14 protein-coding genes and 1 tRNA gene are annotated in these 17,287 nt (G+C 33.6%); 10 read left to right on the top strand and 5 right to left on the bottom strand.

The window, feature by feature from the left end:
- Window positions 1-442 precede the first annotated feature (442 nt).
- Window positions 443-554: transfer RNA gene (locus tag ACFSSE_RS01425), tRNA-Asp, on the bottom strand.
- A gap of 163 nt (window positions 555-717) precedes the next feature.
- Between ACFSSE_RS01425 and ACFSSE_RS01420 the strand changes: the two genes are divergently transcribed.
- Together ACFSSE_RS01420 and ACFSSE_RS01415 are read left to right on the top strand one after the other, a co-directional pair.
- Window positions 718-1,194 carry an Lrp/AsnC ligand binding domain-containing protein gene (locus ACFSSE_RS01420; RefSeq protein WP_379040924.1) on the top strand — a complete coding sequence of 159 codons (477 nt, stop codon included), beginning with the start codon at window positions 718-720 and terminating at the stop codon, window positions 1,192-1,194.
- Window positions 1,195-1,295: 101 nt separating this feature from the next.
- Window positions 1,296-1,526: a hypothetical protein gene (locus tag ACFSSE_RS01415; RefSeq protein ID WP_379040925.1), complete on the top strand. Its 231-nt coding sequence runs from the start codon at window positions 1,296-1,298 to the stop codon at window positions 1,524-1,526.
- A gap of 116 nt (window positions 1,527-1,642) precedes the next feature.
- On the opposite strand, the gene ACFSSE_RS01410 is transcribed toward ACFSSE_RS01415, so the two are convergent.
- The 3 genes from ACFSSE_RS01410 to ACFSSE_RS01400 form a co-directional block, all read right to left on the bottom strand.
- Window positions 1,643-3,796: a S9 family peptidase gene (locus tag ACFSSE_RS01410; RefSeq protein WP_379040926.1), complete on the bottom strand. Its 2,154-nt coding sequence runs from the start codon at window positions 3,794-3,796 to the stop codon at window positions 1,643-1,645.
- Window positions 3,797-4,044: 248 nt separating this feature from the next.
- On the bottom strand, window positions 4,045-5,343 hold the full coding sequence (locus ACFSSE_RS01405) for a M20/M25/M40 family metallo-hydrolase (RefSeq protein ID WP_379040927.1): 1,299 nt from the start codon (window positions 5,341-5,343) through the stop codon (window positions 4,045-4,047).
- A gap of 5 nt (window positions 5,344-5,348) precedes the next feature.
- Window positions 5,349-7,169, bottom strand: a complete 1,821-nt coding sequence (locus tag ACFSSE_RS01400) for a M61 family metallopeptidase (protein ID WP_379040929.1) — start codon at window positions 7,167-7,169, stop codon at window positions 5,349-5,351.
- A gap of 448 nt (window positions 7,170-7,617) precedes the next feature.
- Here ACFSSE_RS01400 and ACFSSE_RS01395 point away from each other — a divergent pair, with 448 nt between their 5' ends.
- Both ACFSSE_RS01395 and ACFSSE_RS01390 read left to right on the top strand, forming a co-directional pair.
- Window positions 7,618-8,871: an LVIVD repeat-containing protein gene (locus ACFSSE_RS01395; RefSeq protein WP_379040931.1), complete on the top strand. Its 1,254-nt coding sequence runs from the start codon at window positions 7,618-7,620 to the stop codon at window positions 8,869-8,871.
- On the top strand, window positions 8,872-9,426 hold the full coding sequence (locus ACFSSE_RS01390; protein ID WP_379100660.1) for a hypothetical protein: 555 nt from the start codon (window positions 8,872-8,874) through the stop codon (window positions 9,424-9,426).
- A gap of 13 nt (window positions 9,427-9,439) precedes the next feature.
- Here the strand turns inward: ACFSSE_RS01390 and ACFSSE_RS01385 are convergent, their stop codons facing one another.
- Complete coding sequence (locus tag ACFSSE_RS01385) at window positions 9,440-10,720, bottom strand: alkaline phosphatase family protein (protein WP_379040934.1); 1,281 nt, start codon at window positions 10,718-10,720, stop codon at window positions 9,440-9,442.
- A 268-nt stretch (window positions 10,721-10,988) separates the two neighbouring features.
- Here ACFSSE_RS01385 and ACFSSE_RS01380 point away from each other — a divergent pair, with 268 nt between their 5' ends.
- The 6 genes from ACFSSE_RS01380 (at window position 10,989) to ACFSSE_RS01355 (ending at window position 17,281) form a co-directional block, all read left to right on the top strand.
- Window positions 10,989-11,564, top strand: a complete 576-nt coding sequence (locus tag ACFSSE_RS01380; RefSeq protein ID WP_379040935.1) for a hypothetical protein — start codon at window positions 10,989-10,991, stop codon at window positions 11,562-11,564.
- A 24-nt stretch (window positions 11,565-11,588) separates the two neighbouring features.
- On the top strand, window positions 11,589-13,172 hold the full coding sequence (locus tag ACFSSE_RS01375) for a flotillin family protein (RefSeq protein WP_379040936.1): 1,584 nt from the start codon (window positions 11,589-11,591) through the stop codon (window positions 13,170-13,172).
- Window positions 13,173-13,443: 271 nt separating this feature from the next.
- A complete protein-coding gene (uvrB, locus tag ACFSSE_RS01370) occupies window positions 13,444-15,477 on the top strand; it encodes an excinuclease ABC subunit UvrB (protein WP_379040937.1) in 2,034 nt (677 codons plus the stop codon).
- 52 nt (window positions 15,478-15,529) lie between these two features.
- Window positions 15,530-15,808, top strand: a complete 279-nt coding sequence (locus tag ACFSSE_RS01365; RefSeq protein WP_379040938.1) for a DUF4834 family protein — start codon at window positions 15,530-15,532, stop codon at window positions 15,806-15,808.
- Between the two features lie 367 nt (window positions 15,809-16,175).
- Window positions 16,176-16,538 carry a DUF1304 domain-containing protein gene (locus tag ACFSSE_RS01360; protein ID WP_379040939.1) on the top strand — a complete coding sequence of 121 codons (363 nt, stop codon included), beginning with the start codon at window positions 16,176-16,178 and terminating at the stop codon, window positions 16,536-16,538.
- A gap of 92 nt (window positions 16,539-16,630) precedes the next feature.
- A complete protein-coding gene (locus ACFSSE_RS01355) occupies window positions 16,631-17,281 on the top strand; it encodes a hypothetical protein (RefSeq protein WP_379040941.1) in 651 nt (216 codons plus the stop codon).
- Window positions 17,282-17,287 lie beyond the last annotated feature (6 nt).

The following is a 17,287-nucleotide window of genomic DNA, read 5'->3' as shown; positions in this document are numbered from 1 at the left end:
TATTGAGACGCAAAGCATTGCGTCTGTACGATATAATTAAATATCATGATTTTTTTATTTATTGAATAAGCTAATTATAGGTTATTTAGGAAAATTATAAATTAAGCATGGTTTGGGTGTTTGAAGCAAGGTTTTGCAAAAATCTTTTCTTTTCAAGCTAGCAGTTATATAAAAAAGCATCAGTTCTTAAATAAGTGAGCTAATAATAAAATACACTAAGTACCTTTTTCAGGTTTAAAAAACTCAAAAATTCCATCAATTTGTATGGTTTTTCTGATTTTTAACTCTAAAACACCCTAATTTGATGCTATTTTGAGTACTTAATATTTTATTTGATTGCTTTGCTAGAAGTCGTAACCGAAAGGCTATAAAACAGTTAAGCTCCAAACGGGGAGAATGGAGCTTAAACTAACCAATTATAAACCTAAATTAAACGAAAGGGCTGTAGGGGTAGGAGTCGAACCTACACGAAGTGGTTATTTCACATTGCTGCTATTTCCCAAACCTTCGCCACCGAGACAAGGAGGTGTGTCTGCCAATTTCACCACCCTACAGTATATTTGTTTTTTCAATTTTAACATTCGGCTTGCCCGTTTGTCTTATTGTATAGAACAAATGTAAGCGTAATCACAATACGTTGCAAATATTTCAACAAATTATTTTAATTTTTATAAATTTTTTATTTATACTTGTTTAATATTAATAATTGGTAAAAACATGATTGATAAAACGCGACCTAATTTAGAAATTGATAATTTAGATATTGACATATTATCGATTTTAATGAATGATGCTACCACAGCATATACAGAAATTGCTAAAGAATTGATAGTTTCTGGCGGAACCATACATGTGAGGATGAAAAAGATGCAGGATATGGGTATTATTAAGGGTTCTAATTTAATTGTTGATGCACAAAAAGTAGGATATGATATTACTGCTTTTTTGGGTATTTACTTAGAGAAAGGATCTATATACCACGAAGCTGTTGAAAAATTGAAACAGGTTAAAGAAATTGTAGAATTGCATTATACTACTGGTGGTTGGTCTATGTTTGCTAAAATTATATGTAGAGATACCACGCATTTACGCCATGTTTTAAATGATGAGGTGCAAGCTGTACCTGGCATACAACGTACAGAAACGTTTATTTCTTTAGAAGAGAGTATTAAAAGACAAATTACGCTTAAGTAAATTAAAGGCGGAAGGCGGTATCTGATATTACTTTTATAAGGTATTTTTACAATTGGCAAGGCTTTTGACCTATGGTTGATTATTCATTAAATTTTATAGCCATGGAAACTGAAAATAAAAAATGGGAATCTGGTCCGATGCAAGAAACGGAAGATAAGCGTACAGAAGAGCAATTAAATAGAGCTAAAGAAGAGTGCGACCGTAGAAATGAAAATTTAGACGAAGGAGGTGATATTGAAGGGTCTTACAAAGAAAAGAATGGTGACGAAGATGAGCAGTTTACTGATTTAGAAAGCGAACCAAAATTGGATAAAAAGCCAACTAAATCATAAAACTAACATTAATGTTTTGAGCATTATATAGCTAATTTTTGAAACTTAATATTGAATTGAACTTATAAGAACATAAAAAAGGAGCGATTAGAAAGTCGCTCCTTTTGTTTTTAGTTTTATTTTGCCCCCGGTGGACAGTTTTCTTTTAAAAACTTGGTATAGGTTAAAGCCAAATGTTTACTTGTACCAGCGCCTTCACTAATACTATGCGAACGGTTAGGGTAACTCATCATTTGGAAAACTTTCCCATGTTTTATTAATTCGTTAATCATTTGTTCGGCATTGTTATAGTGCACATTATCATCGCCAGTACCATGTACCAATAATAAATTTCCTTGTAAATTTTTTGCATGTGCTAACGGAGAGTTATCTACAAAATAATGTTTGTCTTCTGGCAATAAACCCATATAACGTTCTTGGTAAATGTTATCATAGTTTAACTGATTGTCAACTGCGGCAACAGATACTCCTGTTTTATAAATTTCTGGATATTGCATCATTAGGTTTAATGTTGATGAACCGCCACCGCTCCATCCCCAAACTGCTACTCTATCTGCATCTACAAAATCCCATTTTAAGATTTCTTTAGCTGCCATTGCTTGGTCTTTAATATTGATATTTCCAATGTTGTGGTAAATTGATTTGCGCCACTCTCTGCCTTTTGGCGCTGGTGCTCCCCTACCTTCAACAGACATGTATATATAACCATCATTTGCCATATTGCCAACATATAATCTATTAGAACCAGTTCCAAATCTGTCAACTACAGTTTGGCTAGCTGGCTCGCCATATACATAAAATACTACAGGATATTTTTTTGTAGGGTCAAAATTATTGGGCTTCACCATCCAACCGTCTATTTCAATACCGTCTTGGGTTTTTACCTTAAAGAACTCTACTTTAGGTAATTTCATAGACTTTGCTCTTTCACTTACCTCGCCACCGCTTATTCTTTTGTGCGTTGGTAAAGCCACTACATCACTTACAGGGTAAACCGTACTGCTAGAGTAATTATGGAAAGCTAGTTGCCCGTTAGGAGATATGTCGTAACCATGTGTTCCGCTTTGTTCTGCAGGTGTAATGCGACTGGCTTTACCGCCTTTTAAACTTACTTTATATAAATATTTTTGTGTGGCATTATCTGGCGATGCCATAAAATAAACAAACCCATTTTTCTCATCAACCAAATTTAGTTCAATGGCGTCAAAATTATCTTTTGTAATAAGCGTTTGTTTACCATTCAAATCTATGGTGTAAATGTGGCGCCATCCGTCTTTTTCAGACAGCCAAACAAATTTATTTCCTTTATCAATCCATGTCCAACCGCTTGCTTCTTCTTTTGCATCTACCCAAGCTTTATCTGTTTCTGTATAAACTGTTTTTGAAGTATTATTTACCACATTTAACAACATAATATTACTTACATTTTGCCTACGGTTTAGTTGTTGGATAATTAAATGAGTTGAATTGTTAGCCCATTCCATACGTGGAATATAGTTTTGTACTGCACTTCCTGGTACATTCATCCATTTTGTATTTGCAGTATTGAGGTCTACTACTCCAATTTTACAAGCACTTGGGTCTTCGCCAACAACAGGATATTCTACTGGTACGGTAAATGGATATAAAGAATCGGTATTATTAATCATTAAATAGTTTTTAATTTTACGGGCATCTATTTGCCAATAAGCAATTGATTTACTATCTGGCGACCATCTAAAACCGTCTCGGCAATTAAATTCTTCTTCGTAAACCCAATCAAATGTGCCGTTAATTAAGCGCAAAGTTCCATCTGTAGTTAAAGCTTTGGTTTGCCCATTGTTTAAATCTTCCACATAAATATTATGCCCACTTACATAAGCCACTTTATTGGCATCCGGAGAAAACTTGGCGAACATTAATGAAGCAACGGGTTTATCTTTACCTATTTGTTTTAAGCTTTTATCTTTTAAATCGTAAACCCAAAAATCTCCACGGGTATCATAACGCCAAACTTTTTTAGTATTGGTGCTTAATAAAACTTTTTGGTTACCATCTGCAAAAGCAAAGCGTACCACATTTAAGTTATTTAAGTCGGTTTTTGATATCAATACGGTTGTTTTACTGGCGTCTTTTGCATCACGTTGTACAATGTTGCCGTCTTCCACCTCCATAATTTTATTGCCATCTAAAGACCAATAAGTCTCTCTTCCCCATTGGGCAAAAGTGTTTGAGAAAACAAGCAGTAAAACTGCAGAAAATAGAAATTTAAGTGTTGATTTATTATTCATTTTATTTTGCTTTGAAATTTTATAATATGGCGACTTATTCTGTCTTTTTAGGTTAAAATTTATCATTCTAATGATTTTTTCTATCCTTCACGTCACATTGAGGAACGAAATGTCTCACAAGCAAAGTATGCTCATACAATTTTATACTTATTTGCGAGATGTTTCTCCACCAGCCGGCGGATAACATGACGAGCTCCTTTCTGTAATGGTAATAGCCTTATTTTTATTTAAAATAATATACCTAAAATCTACTTCACCCCACTCACTCTATTTGGTGTGTCTTTCCCGCTTACAATAGAACCAGAACTAATTGCAATGGCTTTTATAATTTCGGTAATGTTAGTAATATCCATGCTTTCAAACTCATCGTCAACAGAATGATATAATTTATCAGTATCAATTTGATCAGAAGAAATGGTATGAGCCGGAACACCTAAACGAGCTAATGTTGCATTATCTGATCGGTAAAAAAGATTTTGCTTTGGATATGGGTCTGGATAAAATTTGAAAGTTGTGCCTTCTAAATTTTTCTGTAGAATTTCTCCGAAGTTGGATTTTTCATAACCTGTAATAAAAGCGTTGTTTTTACCAAATTTAGATTCTTTCCCAATCATTTCTATGTTGAACATAGCCACCACTTCATCAGGATTTAATTGCTTAGAAAAATATTGAGAGCCATAACCGCCAATTTCTTCTGCTGTAAATGCAACAAATATTAAAGTACGTTCATTATCTTTTTTTGTTGCAAAATATTTGGCCAACTCAATAACAGCTGTTGTACCACTAGCATCATCATCTGCACCGTTGGCAATAGAATCTTGATTTACTGCTTTAATAATACCCAAATGATCATAATGACCACTAAACACCACATATTCATTTGGCTTAGATTTTCCTGGCAAAACACCTAAAACGTTAAACATAGGAATGCTGGAGATTTTATTCTTAAAATTTAAGCTCATGCTTTGCACATCATTATTACTTAGTAAGTAAATTATGGTTGGTGTTTTTGCACCATCAATTGCCATATTTCCGCGGTTTAAAAATGCTTTTAACCGATTGAAAGAAGACTTAAAACTTTCGTCAATTTGCACCAATGCATCGTTTTCTGAAGCACTTATTTCACTGTATTTTGCAAAAAAATCATCGCCTTTATTAATTTTAATAATGTTTGATAAAGTTGTTTGCTCGATATTTTCACTTGCAGATGATACAATAAAATTATCGTTAACTATTTCAGTACCGTTAACTATTAATTTTCCACCTAATGGTTTAATACTGCTTACGGTAAAACTTTGGCGGTAACTATTTAAAGGTTTAAACTTTTGCAAACCAGCTTTTTTAAACTCATCCGATATAAAATCTGCAGATAGACCAATTTCAGCCGGCTTTAAAGCACTTCTTCCCAACTTATCATCTGCAGAAAGCGTTTTGATAATTCTTGCAACTTCAGTTTCAGAGATGTTTGGAACTGATTTTTTTTGTGCTGTGCATGCTTGGCTAAATAATAAAGCTACGCATGCTCCTAATATCCATTTGTTTTTCATTTTTGTTAATTTTTACTTTTACTACCTAACCAATTTTGTCTTAAAGTTTCAATTTCTGGTGTTACAGTTAAACCTGCTTCTTCAAAACTTATTACCTCTAAATTTGGGTCACTCAATAACGTTAGTTTAGTTTCCATAATTTCGTTATTTCTTTCAAATGTTACTTTAACTGTGTAACCAATTGGAGCCTTTAAAAATTCGGGCATAACTGCTAAACCTGCAATTTCTCCATCTTCAAATTTCAATATTTTATCGCCCTCTTCTAAACCTGCCTCATAAATTGGACTGCCTTTTATGGCTGCGGAGGAGATAATAATTTTACCATTATCTTCTTTCAAAAACTCGTTTCCTATCCACGCCTTACCGGCATTTGTAAGTTTTAATACATAGCCAAATTTTGCCAATAGCGTTTTGTAATTTGCTTTTTCGGTACCATAAATATATTGCTCAAAAAATAGTTTAGCAAAATCAGGACTTTGGGTATAACTGGCTAATACATTTTGTAAATCTGATAGCTGATACGGTTTTTCCGGTTTCCCGTACGCTTGCCAAACGGCTTTCATATAATCATCTAAGTTTAAATTAAACTGAGTTCTTAAAGTTAAATCAAGCGCTAAAGCGGTAATGTTGCCATAAATGTAATAGGAACTAAAAATATTACCATGATTATTTTTATCAATAGACACACCAGCATCAACAAAAACAGCTCTTTTACTCATAAATATTGGAGAATATTTATTTGCACCTGGCGCATTTAAAACTGAATTTAAAAAGCGACCTTGCGTTTTAGCAAAATTTTCTGCGCTATTTATTCCAGCTCTAGCTAATAATAACTCTCCATAATATTGTGTAAAACCTTCTGCAAACCATAAACTTTCGCTCATGTTTGCTTTTTCAAAATTAAAAGGTTCTAAACTTTGTGGGCGTATGCGTTCTACATTCCAAGCATGAAAAAACTCGTGAGAAACAGTACCTAAAATACGGTTTGCAGATTTGTCTAAACTCTCGGATTTATTGGTAATAATAGTTGAGTTACGGTGCTCCATGCCATCGCCAGCGTTGGTTGGTAATACATCAATTAAAAACCGATACTCGCCGTTATCAAATTTGGGTAATTCGCCAAAAACAGCTTGGGCCTCTTTAACTACTTTTTTAACTTTTGTTTCAAAATCATTAAAAGTACTATCACTTGTTTTACCATGTAAAACAATATTAATTTGTTGCTTTAATCCATCCGCATTTTCTACTTCCCATGTTTTAACATCGTAATTTGAAAGTTCTGTTGGGCTATCCATAAAATATTGCAAGTTTGGCGCATGGTAGAAACCATCTTTTAGAATTAGCTGTGTTGCTATTTTCCAGTTTTGTGGAGTTACAAATTTTACAGTAATTGGTCTGTTTTGTAAAGCAGGTATCCACATAAAACTAGCCGGCATATTTAAGTGTGCATGCTGGCTGTCAATTCCAGTATAAGTTCCATCAACCCAGTTTCCAAATAAAGTATAAGTAATTTTCACCTTGTCTTGATGTTGCGGAACGGTGTAAACATCGCCTTCCGTTTGTTCAATTATTATTTCTTTACCATCGGCATTGTATGCTTTAACATCGTAAATATTTTTACCAAATTCGTGGGTGGCATATCTTCCTGGCGAGGAACGACTAACCCTAACTATTAGCGGTTCAGTTGTTAATTGGGTAACATACATGCTAATAGTAGCTTCGTGGTGTACTGCATTTTCAAAAGAAACAGTGTATTGTATAGCTTCTTGCGCTTTTATTTGCAAAGCAGCGGTAAAAATGAATAATAAGAGTAAGGTTTTTTTCATGCGTTTTATTTAATGGATGAATTTAGGATAAATTTTACAGTTTAGTTAAATGTAAAGGAATTGTGATAGTTGAGGTTAGTGTGATTTACCACCAAGTTTACAGAGTTTTTATTACAGGAAGTATAAAGTTGAGTGGTTTTCTAAAATTAAGTATCTGCGTAAATCTGTGATATCTGCGGGAGAAAATATTTAACCACAAACTTCACCAAGTTAAGAATTTTTTTAACCCCAGAGTATGCGGAGATCACAGAGCTATTTGTGAATATGTTTTCTCAAAGCAGAGTTCTTCTTTTCGAGGAAGCTGACCTTTTTATACATTTAGCTCATCTTTAAAAAATCATTTTCTAAATAAAATCCTAACTAAATCAACAGCATCAAAAAAACTTAAAACGCTTTGTATCATTTAAGTTAAAAGCTTCGTACTGCTAGATAAACAACCTCAAACTTTATGAAAAAAAATATACAAAACCTCAAATTCCTATTCTTCATAGCAATTGTTATTGTTTCTTTGTCATCATGTAAAGATGAAGTGGTAAAAACATTTACTTACCATACCCAAACACCTTATTACTTATCTGTAGCAGATATTAGGCAAATGGTTGTAGCCGAAGAAACTCCTAGAGCCATAGCTGCACCAGGCAAAATTTACATCTACAATGATTTCCTTTTTGTAAGCGAGCCTAATAAAGGCATCCATATTATTGATAATAATAACCCTGCAAAGCCACAATTTATTAGTTTTATTAACATACCAGGAACGGCAGATTTAGCAATTAATAATAATGTGCTTTACGCCGATAGCTATATAGATTTATTGGCTTTTGATATTACTAACCCAAGGGATGTAAAATTGGTAAAACGTGTTGAGGATGTTTTTGAAAACTTATATATAAATAAAGAAAAAGGAATGGTTTTAGGATATAAGGACACTATAATAACCTATACTCAAAACAGTGGCGATATTTACCATAATGGTAGAGGAGAGATGTTTACCTTAACAAATTCCTTTTCTAGCAATGCAAAAGCAAGTTATGGCACTGGTGGTTCTACTGCAAAATTTACGCTTCAAAATAGTTCACTTTATACTGTAGATAATAATAGTTTAAAAACTTTTAATGTAAGTGATGAAAAAAACCCTGCGTTTGTTAAAACAATAAATCTTGGTTTTGGGATAGAAACCATTTTCCCTTATAACGACAAACTTTTTATAGGTTCAACAACGGGAATGCATATTTATGATGCTAGCAATCCATTATCGCCAAAAAAGCTTTCTATATATCAACACGTAACCAGTTGCGACCCAGTTGTGGTGCAAGGAAAATATGCTTACGTAACCTTACGTTCTGGTAATTTTTGCAGGCAAGGAGTTAATTTATTAGAGGTTATTGATATTGAAGATGCTACAAAACCAAAGTTAATTTCTTCTTTCCCAATGATTAATCCGCATGGTTTAAGTATAGATGGTGGCAATTTATACATTTGTGAAGGGCTAAGTGGTTTGAAAGCTTTTGATAGCAGCAACATTTACAACATTGGCCAAAAACAACTTTCGTTTATTAAAGGTTTTGAAGCTATTGATGTTATTGCTGGTCCAAAATCTTTAATTGTAACTGGTAAAGATGGCGTTTATCAGTTTGATTATAGCAACCCTGCTAACTTAATACAATTGAGCCGAATTAATATAGATTCTGACTACCAATAAATGAGGAAACTTAGCTGCCTTTTGTTTTTGCTGATGTTTACTGTACAAGTAAAAGCGCAAAAACCAGAGTTTGTTAACCAAAGTGATTTTGGGGTTTTATTAGGCGAAAATACCAAAGGTGTGTTTACCGTACAAAACTTTAGTGGTTTTGCTTTTAAAAAGTATAAAACAGAATTAGGTGTAGTTGTAGGTTTTGATAATTACCAATCTATTAAAATAATTCCTTTAGCTTTTGCAGTAAAGTATAACTTGAACACTTTAAAGAAAGTAACGCCATACTTAATGATAAATACTGGCTACGGTTTTGGTTTTAACAAAGAAAATGGAAGTAGCGAAACCTATAAAGGTGGCTTTATGTTTAACCCTAGCGTTGGTTTAAAATTTAACAACACAGGTAAAATTGGTTATCATTTTATGGTGGGTTATAAAACACAAAAAGCTGTTATTACTCAAATTAACGATAACATAAATCGTTTTAGTTGGTTTATACCTAGTTTAACTACTGATAATTATTTATTCAGAAAAATTGCTGTAACTATGGGTGTAAGTTTCTAAAATAGCATTTCTTCTATTTCTCTTTTAATATTGCTTTTAATATTTCTAATTTTCCATCAATTTTTTCTTGATAAGTTAGCCCAAGAATATCTGCAACAAGCGGATAAACATTTACGTTTTCAAAAGAAGGAATTTGAATACCACTTTTAAAGGCTGGACCCCAAGCCATAAATGTGGCATGCATATCTTTAACAACAGAAGGATCAAATCCATGATAGCCTGTACCAGGTTTTCTGTTAGAAAAAACTTTAGGACAAGTAGGAATTAATAATATGTCCCCAATTCTATTCATTCTATCATCTGTAGCGTTGTAATGAAAATGTGCAGGCATCTCTGTTTTAAGATAAGCGGTATAATCTTTTTCTTGAGATTTTAACTGCTCATATAAAGGCTTAATATCAGCTTTATTTTTAGCATGAATATCCATCATTGTTCCGGCAGAAGCTATAATGTATTTAGCAGTGTCAATTGCTCTTGGTATAGAAAGTGGATTTTCCCGGTCAACTGCGGTCATACCATGGTCTGATAAAAAAATAAAATTGACTGGCAAATTTGTTGCAGCCACAGCCCTTGTTAGTTCATAAATTGCGGCATCTACATCTTGCACAGCCTTATAAGTACTATCAGATTCTGGGCCATACCTATGCCCAGCATGGTCTGGTTCTGATAGATAAAAAGTAATAAAATGTGGTCTTTTTTCTTCTGGCAGCATTAACCATTCTTTAATTTTACTAATTCTTTGTTTAACAGGTATATCTTCATTATAATCGTAATAATAAGACGGACGAACACCTTTTATAGCAGCCTCAGAACCCACCCAAAACATACTTGCAGCAATCATTTTCTGTTCTTCTGCCAGTACCCAAAGCGGAGTACCGCCATACCAACTCCCGTCTCTCACTTTCTCTTTTGCACCCATTGAGTATTTTTCATTTTTAACCCTATCTAAAAAAGAGTTATTAACTATTCCGTGGTGAGATGGGTACATTCCTGTGATGATGCTGTAATGATTTGGAAAAGTTACAGACGGAAAACTTGGAATCATAGAAGCAGCTGTTATGCCGTTTTCACTTAGTTTTTGCAGGTTTTTTGCATTATACTTTTTTGAATAATCCCACCTAAAACCATCAGCAGATATTAAAATTACGTAAGGCTTTTTTTGCTGTTTAACAGCATTTATGCGTCCTGCAATTTTATGTTCAACAGTATCAATTTGTGCAAATGTATTACCCTTAATAAACAGCAACAAAACTGACATTAATGCAGCTGTCAAAATTCTTTTAAAACTCATCATACTATTTTAATCAATAATTGAAACAATAAACTGTGAAAAGCATCGTCAAAAATACATTGAAACATTAACGTATATGTATTTTTAAGGTTATCAAAAGTTTAATACGGAGTATAAATTTTGTTACAGCGTGTTCGCAATTTGCCCATAAATCAAAATTTAATTAATTTTTATTGTAACATTATTAAAAGAAATATATCTTATTTAAAAGTAAAATTTTCTATACAAAATCTTCAAAATTAATTATCTTAACTGCATTAAATATTTGGCTATGAATAACTGGTGGGCATCCCTTGATACTTTTGATCAAACAATTTGGTTAATTACCATTCCTGTAACTGTTATTTTTGTTTTGCAGATGATTTTTACTTTTTTAGGTATGGATAGCAATAACGATTTGGATGCAGATTTTGATGGAGATATGAGTAGTGAGCATGGACAAGCCCCATTTCAGTTGTTTACTTTCCGTAATTTTACCAATTTTTTATTGGGTTTTGGGTGGACAGTTATTTGCTTCAAAAACGTAATACCTAACCAAGGAATTTTGATATTATTGGGCGTAATTGTTGGTTGCGCTTTAGTTGCTGCGGTGATGTATATTTTTATTTCTATGACAAAGCTATCGCAACAAGGCAACATGGATATTAACAATGCTTTAAACCAAACTGCTGAAGTTTATTTAACCATACCCGCAAAAAAAACAGGGTTAGGCAAGGTGCATATCCAAATACAAGGTACTTTACGAGAAATTGATGCCATTACTTTGGGCGATAAAATCCCTACTGGTAGCCAAGTCAAAATATTATCAGTTACCAAAAACAACTTACTATTGGTTGCTTTAGCTTAAAAATCAAACCTTAATTTATAAACTATGAATCCTTTAATTTTAATTGTGATTGTTGCTGTAATTCTATTTGTTACAGTTGCTGCAATACTATCACGTTACAAACGCTGCCCATCAGACAAAGTGATGGTTATTTACGGTAATACTGGTAAAAATAAAGTTGGTGGTACTTCTACCGCCCGTTGTGTACATGGTGGAGCCGCATTTATTTGGCCAGTTTTCCAAGATTATGCTTTTTTAGACTTAAAACCAATGTCTATTGAAGCTAATTTAACCAACGCATTATCAAAACAAAATATTAGGGTTGATGTACCTTGCCGTTTTACCATTGGTATTTCTACCGACCCCGAAGTGATGAGTATTGCTGCCGAAAGATTGTTAGGCTTACCAATTCCACAAATTCAAGAATTGGTTAAAGATTTATTATTTGGTCAGTTACGTTTGGTAATTGCCACCATGGATATTGAAGAAATTAACTCGGACAGAGATAAGTTTTTGACCAACGTAGCCAATAACGTTGATAATGAAATCAGAAAAATTGGACTAAAACTAATAAACGTAAACGTTACAGATTTACGCGACGAATCTGGTTATATAGAAGCTTTAGGAAAAGAAGCTGCTGCAAAAGCCATTAACGAAGCTAAAAAATCTGTTGCAGAACAAGAACGTTACGGAGAAATTGGTAAAGCCGAAGCCGATAGAGATAAAGATATTAGAATTGCCGAAACGCAAAGAGACCGTGACACCAATATTGCAAATGCGGTGAAAGACCGTGAGGTTTTAATTGCTATGGCAAAAAGAGATGAAAGCATTGGTAGAGCCGAAGCAACAAGAGATACAAACATCAAGGTTGCCGAAACGGAAAGAGATACACGTATTAAAATTGCAAGTAATAATGCTACAGCTGTTGAAGGAGAGAACAGTTCGAAAATTTTAATTGCAAATTCTGAAGCTTTAAGAAGAGAAAAAGAAGCAGAAGCAAACAGAATTGCAATTGCGGCAGAAAAAGTACAACAAGCAAAAGCCTTGCAAGAAGCTTATACCGCAGAAAAAAATGCAGAGTTAGCTAGAGCTGACAAAGAAAGAGCATCGCAAAAAGCAAATATTGTAGTGCCTGCCGAAATTGATAAAGAGAAAATGATTATTGATGCTGAAGCTGAAGCTGAAAAAATTAGAAGAGAAGCGCAAGGTCAGGCCGATGCTACTTTTGCTAAAATGGATGCAGAAGCAAGAGGTTTATTTGAAATTTTAAGTAAACAGGCAGAAGGTTACCAACAAATTGTTGCTGCCGCTGGTGGAGACCCAAAACAAGCAATCATGTTTTTAATTGCTGATAAATTACCAGAGTTAGTTAAAACACAAGTAGAGGCGGTTAAAAACATTAAAATTGATAAAATTACCGTTTGGGATGGTCAAGGTGGTGGAAGTGCTAATGGCAAAACTTCAACCGCTAATTTTATATCTGGGATGATGCAAAGTGTACCTCCACTTAACGATTTATTTAACATGGCAGGTATGGAGTTGCCTAACTATTTGAAAGGAGCAAACGCACCAGATGCTTTAGAAACCAAAGCAGATCTGGAACCCAAAACTCCTGAAAAAGAAGACTAATTTTAAAAATCACAAAAAAATCTGAGCCAAAAACTCAGATTTTTTTGTTTATATACATCGCTATAAAGAAAAAATTTATATAGGTGATTAATAGTGAAATTTTCATTACTTCTAAACGTACAATCCTTAATAAAATCTTCCACCAGCTTGCAACAATAAAACAAAATTTCCTAAATAAACATTTATAAAATTAATGGCATTTTTTTAGCTTTCTGCTTTAAGCATTAAGCCTTTGGCATTAACCCAATCAATTAATATTTATATTTGACACATGGATTTTAAAATGAACTCGCACTATCAGCCAGCTGGCGATCAACCTGCTGCAATTAAACAGTTAGTGCAAGGTGTGCAAGAGGGAGAAAATTATCAAACATTATTGGGTGTAACCGGCTCTGGTAAAACATTTACCGTAGCCAATGTGATACAGCAAACTCAAAAGCCAACTCTAATTTTAAGCCATAATAAAACTTTAGCCGCACAATTATACGGCGAGTTTAAACAGTTTTTCCCAGAAAATGCAGTCAACTATTTTGTTTCTTATTATGATTATTATCAGCCAGAAGCATTTTTACCAACCACCAATACTTACATAGAAAAAGACCTTCAAATTAATGAAGAAATAGAGAAATTGCGTTTGCGCACCACTTCATCTTTAATGAGCGGCAGGCGAGATGTGATTGTTGTTTCCTCGATTTCTTGCATTTATGGTATGGGAAATCCAGAAGATTTTTCTAATTCTGTTTTTAGATTTGGTGTTGGCACACGCATCAGCAGAAATGCTTTTTTACACCGTTTGGTTGAAATTTTATACTCACGAACCATTAACGATTTTAAACGCGGAACTTTCCGTGTTAAAGGTGATACCGTTGATATTTACCCAGCATATTTAGATTTAGCGTACCGTATTTCCTTTTTTGGCGATGACATTGAAGAAATGACCGTGATTGACCCAGCAACAGGTAAAACCATTGAAAAGATGGATCAGGTTGCGGTATTTCCAGCAAATTTATTTGTTACACCACGAGATAGGTTTACCAGTGTCTTACACCAAATTGGCGAAGACATGGTAGAAAGAAAAGCGCAATTGGAAAGAGATGGACGGTTTTTAGAAGCCAAACGTTTAGAGGAACGTACCAATTACGATATGGAAATGATGCGTGAATTAGGCTACTGTTCTGGTATAGAAAACTATTCAAGGTATTTTGACAACCGTAAACCCGGCGCAAGACCTTTCTGTTTATTAGATTATTTTCCGGATGATTATTTGATGGTAATAGACGAAAGCCATGTTACTGTACCACAAATAAGAGCCATGTATGGTGGTGATAGGTCTCGTAAATTATCTTTGGTAGAGTATGGTTTCCGTTTGCCGGCAGCTTTAGATAACCGCCCTTTAAACTTTAACGAGTTTGAAACTTTAGCACCGCAAACCATTTATGTGAGTGCCACTCCCGGAGATTATGAGCTAGAAAAAACAGAAGGTGTTTTTATAGAACAAGTAATTCGCCCAACAGGCCTTTTAGACCCAATTATAGAAATACGCCCAGTTGGCAACCAAGTGGATGATTTGCTGGATGAAATTGACAAAACCATTAAAATGGGCGACCGTATTTTGGTAACCACCTTAACCAAACGTATGGCCGAAGAGTTAGCTAAATACATGGATAGGCTAAATATTAAGGTGCGCTACATACACTCGGAAGTGAAAACTTTAGAACGTGTAGAAATTTTACGTGGTTTGCGTTTGGGCGAGTTTGATGTTTTAATTGGGATTAACCTTTTGCGTGAAGGTTTAGATTTACCAGAAGTTTCTTTAGTTGCTATTTTAGATGCCGATAAAGAAGGTTTTTTACGCTCAGAACGTTCATTGATACAAACTATTGGTAGAGCCGCCCGTAATGATAGAGGCCGAGTAATTATGTATGCTGATAAAATTACAGAATCTATGAGAGTAACCATGGATGAAACCGACCGTCGACGAGAAAAACAAATAAAATACAATGAAGAACACGGCATTGTACCAAAAACTGTTGGTAAATCTCGTGAAGCTATTATGGAGCAAACATCTGTAATGGATTTTAAAGGAGGCGTACAAAAAATTTATACTGAAGACAATGCTGAAGTAACTTTAGCCGCCGACCCAATTGTACAATACATGAGTAAAGGGGAGCTAAAAAAATCTTTAGAAAACACTAAAAAAGAGATGCAAACAGCTGCAAAAGAACTTAATTTCTTACTGGCTGCAAAACTACGGGACGAAATGTTTGCATTAGAAAAAATGATTTTAGAAAAATTTGGAGCGTAACATTACGTAAGAATTATAGTCAAATTACGTTAAAAAACTATATTTGTAAACAATGGGATTTATACGATTTTTAATTATAGCAATCTTTGTTATTTATATACTACGTGTTTTAGCTCGTATATTTTTACCTTTTTTATTTAAAAAGGTAGTTAATAATATGCAAGAAAAAATGAATAAACAACAAGCTGGCTATCAGCAATACCAACAAAAAAATAGCAAACCAGAGGGTACTCTTTCTGTAGATTATGTACCGCCAACAAACCCTGTTAAAAAGCCAAGGCTTGATAACGCCGGCGACTTTGTAGATTACGAAGAAGTTAAAGAAAAATAGGTGTTTTAGAAAAACAATGTATTTGCAACTTGGTGGCCGACAGTCCGGCTATACGCTCATACTGCTTCAGGCCTTATTCACAAGGCGGGTATCCGCTACTATCCGGTTTATGAATTTGGGGTTTTTCTAAGGTTACAAAATATAAAATCCTATGGTTTGTGTCCTTTATATTGCCAAAGAGTTTAGCAAAACGTCTCTTGGGATTAATAAATGAATTAAAGCTCTGACTATCTATAATCAATTCTTCAATTTCCTTAAATTAAACCCAATCTAAAGTGTTAACTTACCATCAAACATTAACATGATTCAACACCATATTTATAGGTAATAAACTAATTTCTTAACCCATAATTGTTTAATAAATTCTATGAACATCATTACTCAAATATTAATAGGTTTTATAGCGTTTGAACATTTATACTTTATGTATTTTGAAATGTTTGCTTGGGAAACAATTGGCAAAAAAACTTTTAAAAGCTTGCCACCAGATTTATTTACACCAACAAAGGGTTTGGCTGCAAACCAAGGTTTGTATAACGGTTTTTTAGCATCAGGACTAATTTGGTCACTCTTAATATCAGATACTATTTGGCAAAAAAATATCGCAATTTTCTTCTTGTCTTGCGTAATTGTAGCTGGTGTTTTTGGAGCTGTAACTGCAAGCAAAAAAATATTTTATGTGCAAGCTTTACCGGCAATATTCACTTTAATTTGTGTGTTGGTTTTATAATGAAAATCTAAAAACCTTTAAGTAGCAAAAATTAATGAATACAAGGCAAGATTGTTGTTTGTAAAAACCCAATTTATATAAAGTCTCGAAAAATGAAAAATAGAATCTCGTTATTTATTATTTTAAGCTTAATAGTATTGTCTGCTTGTACCAATAATACCAAGAAGGAAGCTATTCAACAAGACACCATTGTAGAAAAAACCATACCCCTGGAACCAATTTCTGAAACTATTGAAACTGTAGAGGATTCGGTTTTAGAAACTACAAAGAAAATTTTAACCAGTTTAAAAAATAAAGACTACGAAACCTTGGCCACATTTATTCATCCCAATTTAGGCCTAACATTTTCACCTTACGGTTTTATAGATACCACAAAATCTATCAATTTCTCTAAAAATCAATTTGTCAACAAAGTTCAACAACAAAAAACGATAAATTGGGGAGCTTACGATGGATCTGGAGATCCAATTTTATTAACACCTGAAAACTATTTTAAAAAATTTGTTTACTCAGCTGATTTTTTAAAAGCCGATACTACAAGTAAAAACAAGATTATCTCTAAAGGGAACTCATTAATTAATTTGAATAAAGTATTTAAAGATTGTGATTTTACTGAAAGTTATTTCGCTGGTTTTAACAAAAAATACGACGGAATGGATTGGCAAAGTTTGATATTGGTGTACAAAAAATCGAATAATCAGAATAAATTAGTAGCCATCATACACAACCAGTGGACTATTTAGAAATCT

This window comes from Pedobacter alpinus (genome assembly GCF_042684645.1).
Classification (GTDB): Bacteria; Bacteroidota; Bacteroidia; order Sphingobacteriales; family Sphingobacteriaceae; genus Pseudopedobacter; species Pseudopedobacter alpinus.
Note: the sequence above shows the minus strand (reverse complement) of the source record. Positions and strands in the feature narration are given on the sequence as shown.

Coding starts and splice junctions, on each gene's coding strand:
- ACFSSE_RS01420 (WP_379040924.1), top strand. CDS start 718: ATGATTGATAAAACGCGACCTAATTTAGAAATTGATAATTTAGATATT.
- ACFSSE_RS01415 (WP_379040925.1), top strand. CDS start 1,296: ATGGAAACTGAAAATAAAAAATGGGAATCTGGTCCGATGCAAGAAACG.
- ACFSSE_RS01410 (WP_379040926.1), bottom strand. CDS start 3,796: ATGAATAATAAATCAACACTTAAATTTCTATTTTCTGCAGTTTTACTG.
- ACFSSE_RS01405 (WP_379040927.1), bottom strand. CDS start 5,343: ATGAAAAACAAATGGATATTAGGAGCATGCGTAGCTTTATTATTTAGC.
- ACFSSE_RS01400 (WP_379040929.1), bottom strand. CDS start 7,169: ATGAAAAAAACCTTACTCTTATTATTCATTTTTACCGCTGCTTTGCAA.
- ACFSSE_RS01395 (WP_379040931.1), top strand. CDS start 7,618: ATGAAAAAAAATATACAAAACCTCAAATTCCTATTCTTCATAGCAATT.
- ACFSSE_RS01390 (WP_379100660.1), top strand. CDS start 8,872: ATGAGGAAACTTAGCTGCCTTTTGTTTTTGCTGATGTTTACTGTACAA.
- ACFSSE_RS01385 (WP_379040934.1), bottom strand. CDS start 10,720: ATGATGAGTTTTAAAAGAATTTTGACAGCTGCATTAATGTCAGTTTTG.
- ACFSSE_RS01380 (WP_379040935.1), top strand. CDS start 10,989: ATGAATAACTGGTGGGCATCCCTTGATACTTTTGATCAAACAATTTGG.
- ACFSSE_RS01375 (WP_379040936.1), top strand. CDS start 11,589: ATGAATCCTTTAATTTTAATTGTGATTGTTGCTGTAATTCTATTTGTT.
- uvrB (WP_379040937.1), top strand. CDS start 13,444: ATGGATTTTAAAATGAACTCGCACTATCAGCCAGCTGGCGATCAACCT.
- ACFSSE_RS01365 (WP_379040938.1), top strand. CDS start 15,530: ATGGGATTTATACGATTTTTAATTATAGCAATCTTTGTTATTTATATA.
- ACFSSE_RS01360 (WP_379040939.1), top strand. CDS start 16,176: ATGAACATCATTACTCAAATATTAATAGGTTTTATAGCGTTTGAACAT.
- ACFSSE_RS01355 (WP_379040941.1), top strand. CDS start 16,631: ATGAAAAATAGAATCTCGTTATTTATTATTTTAAGCTTAATAGTATTG.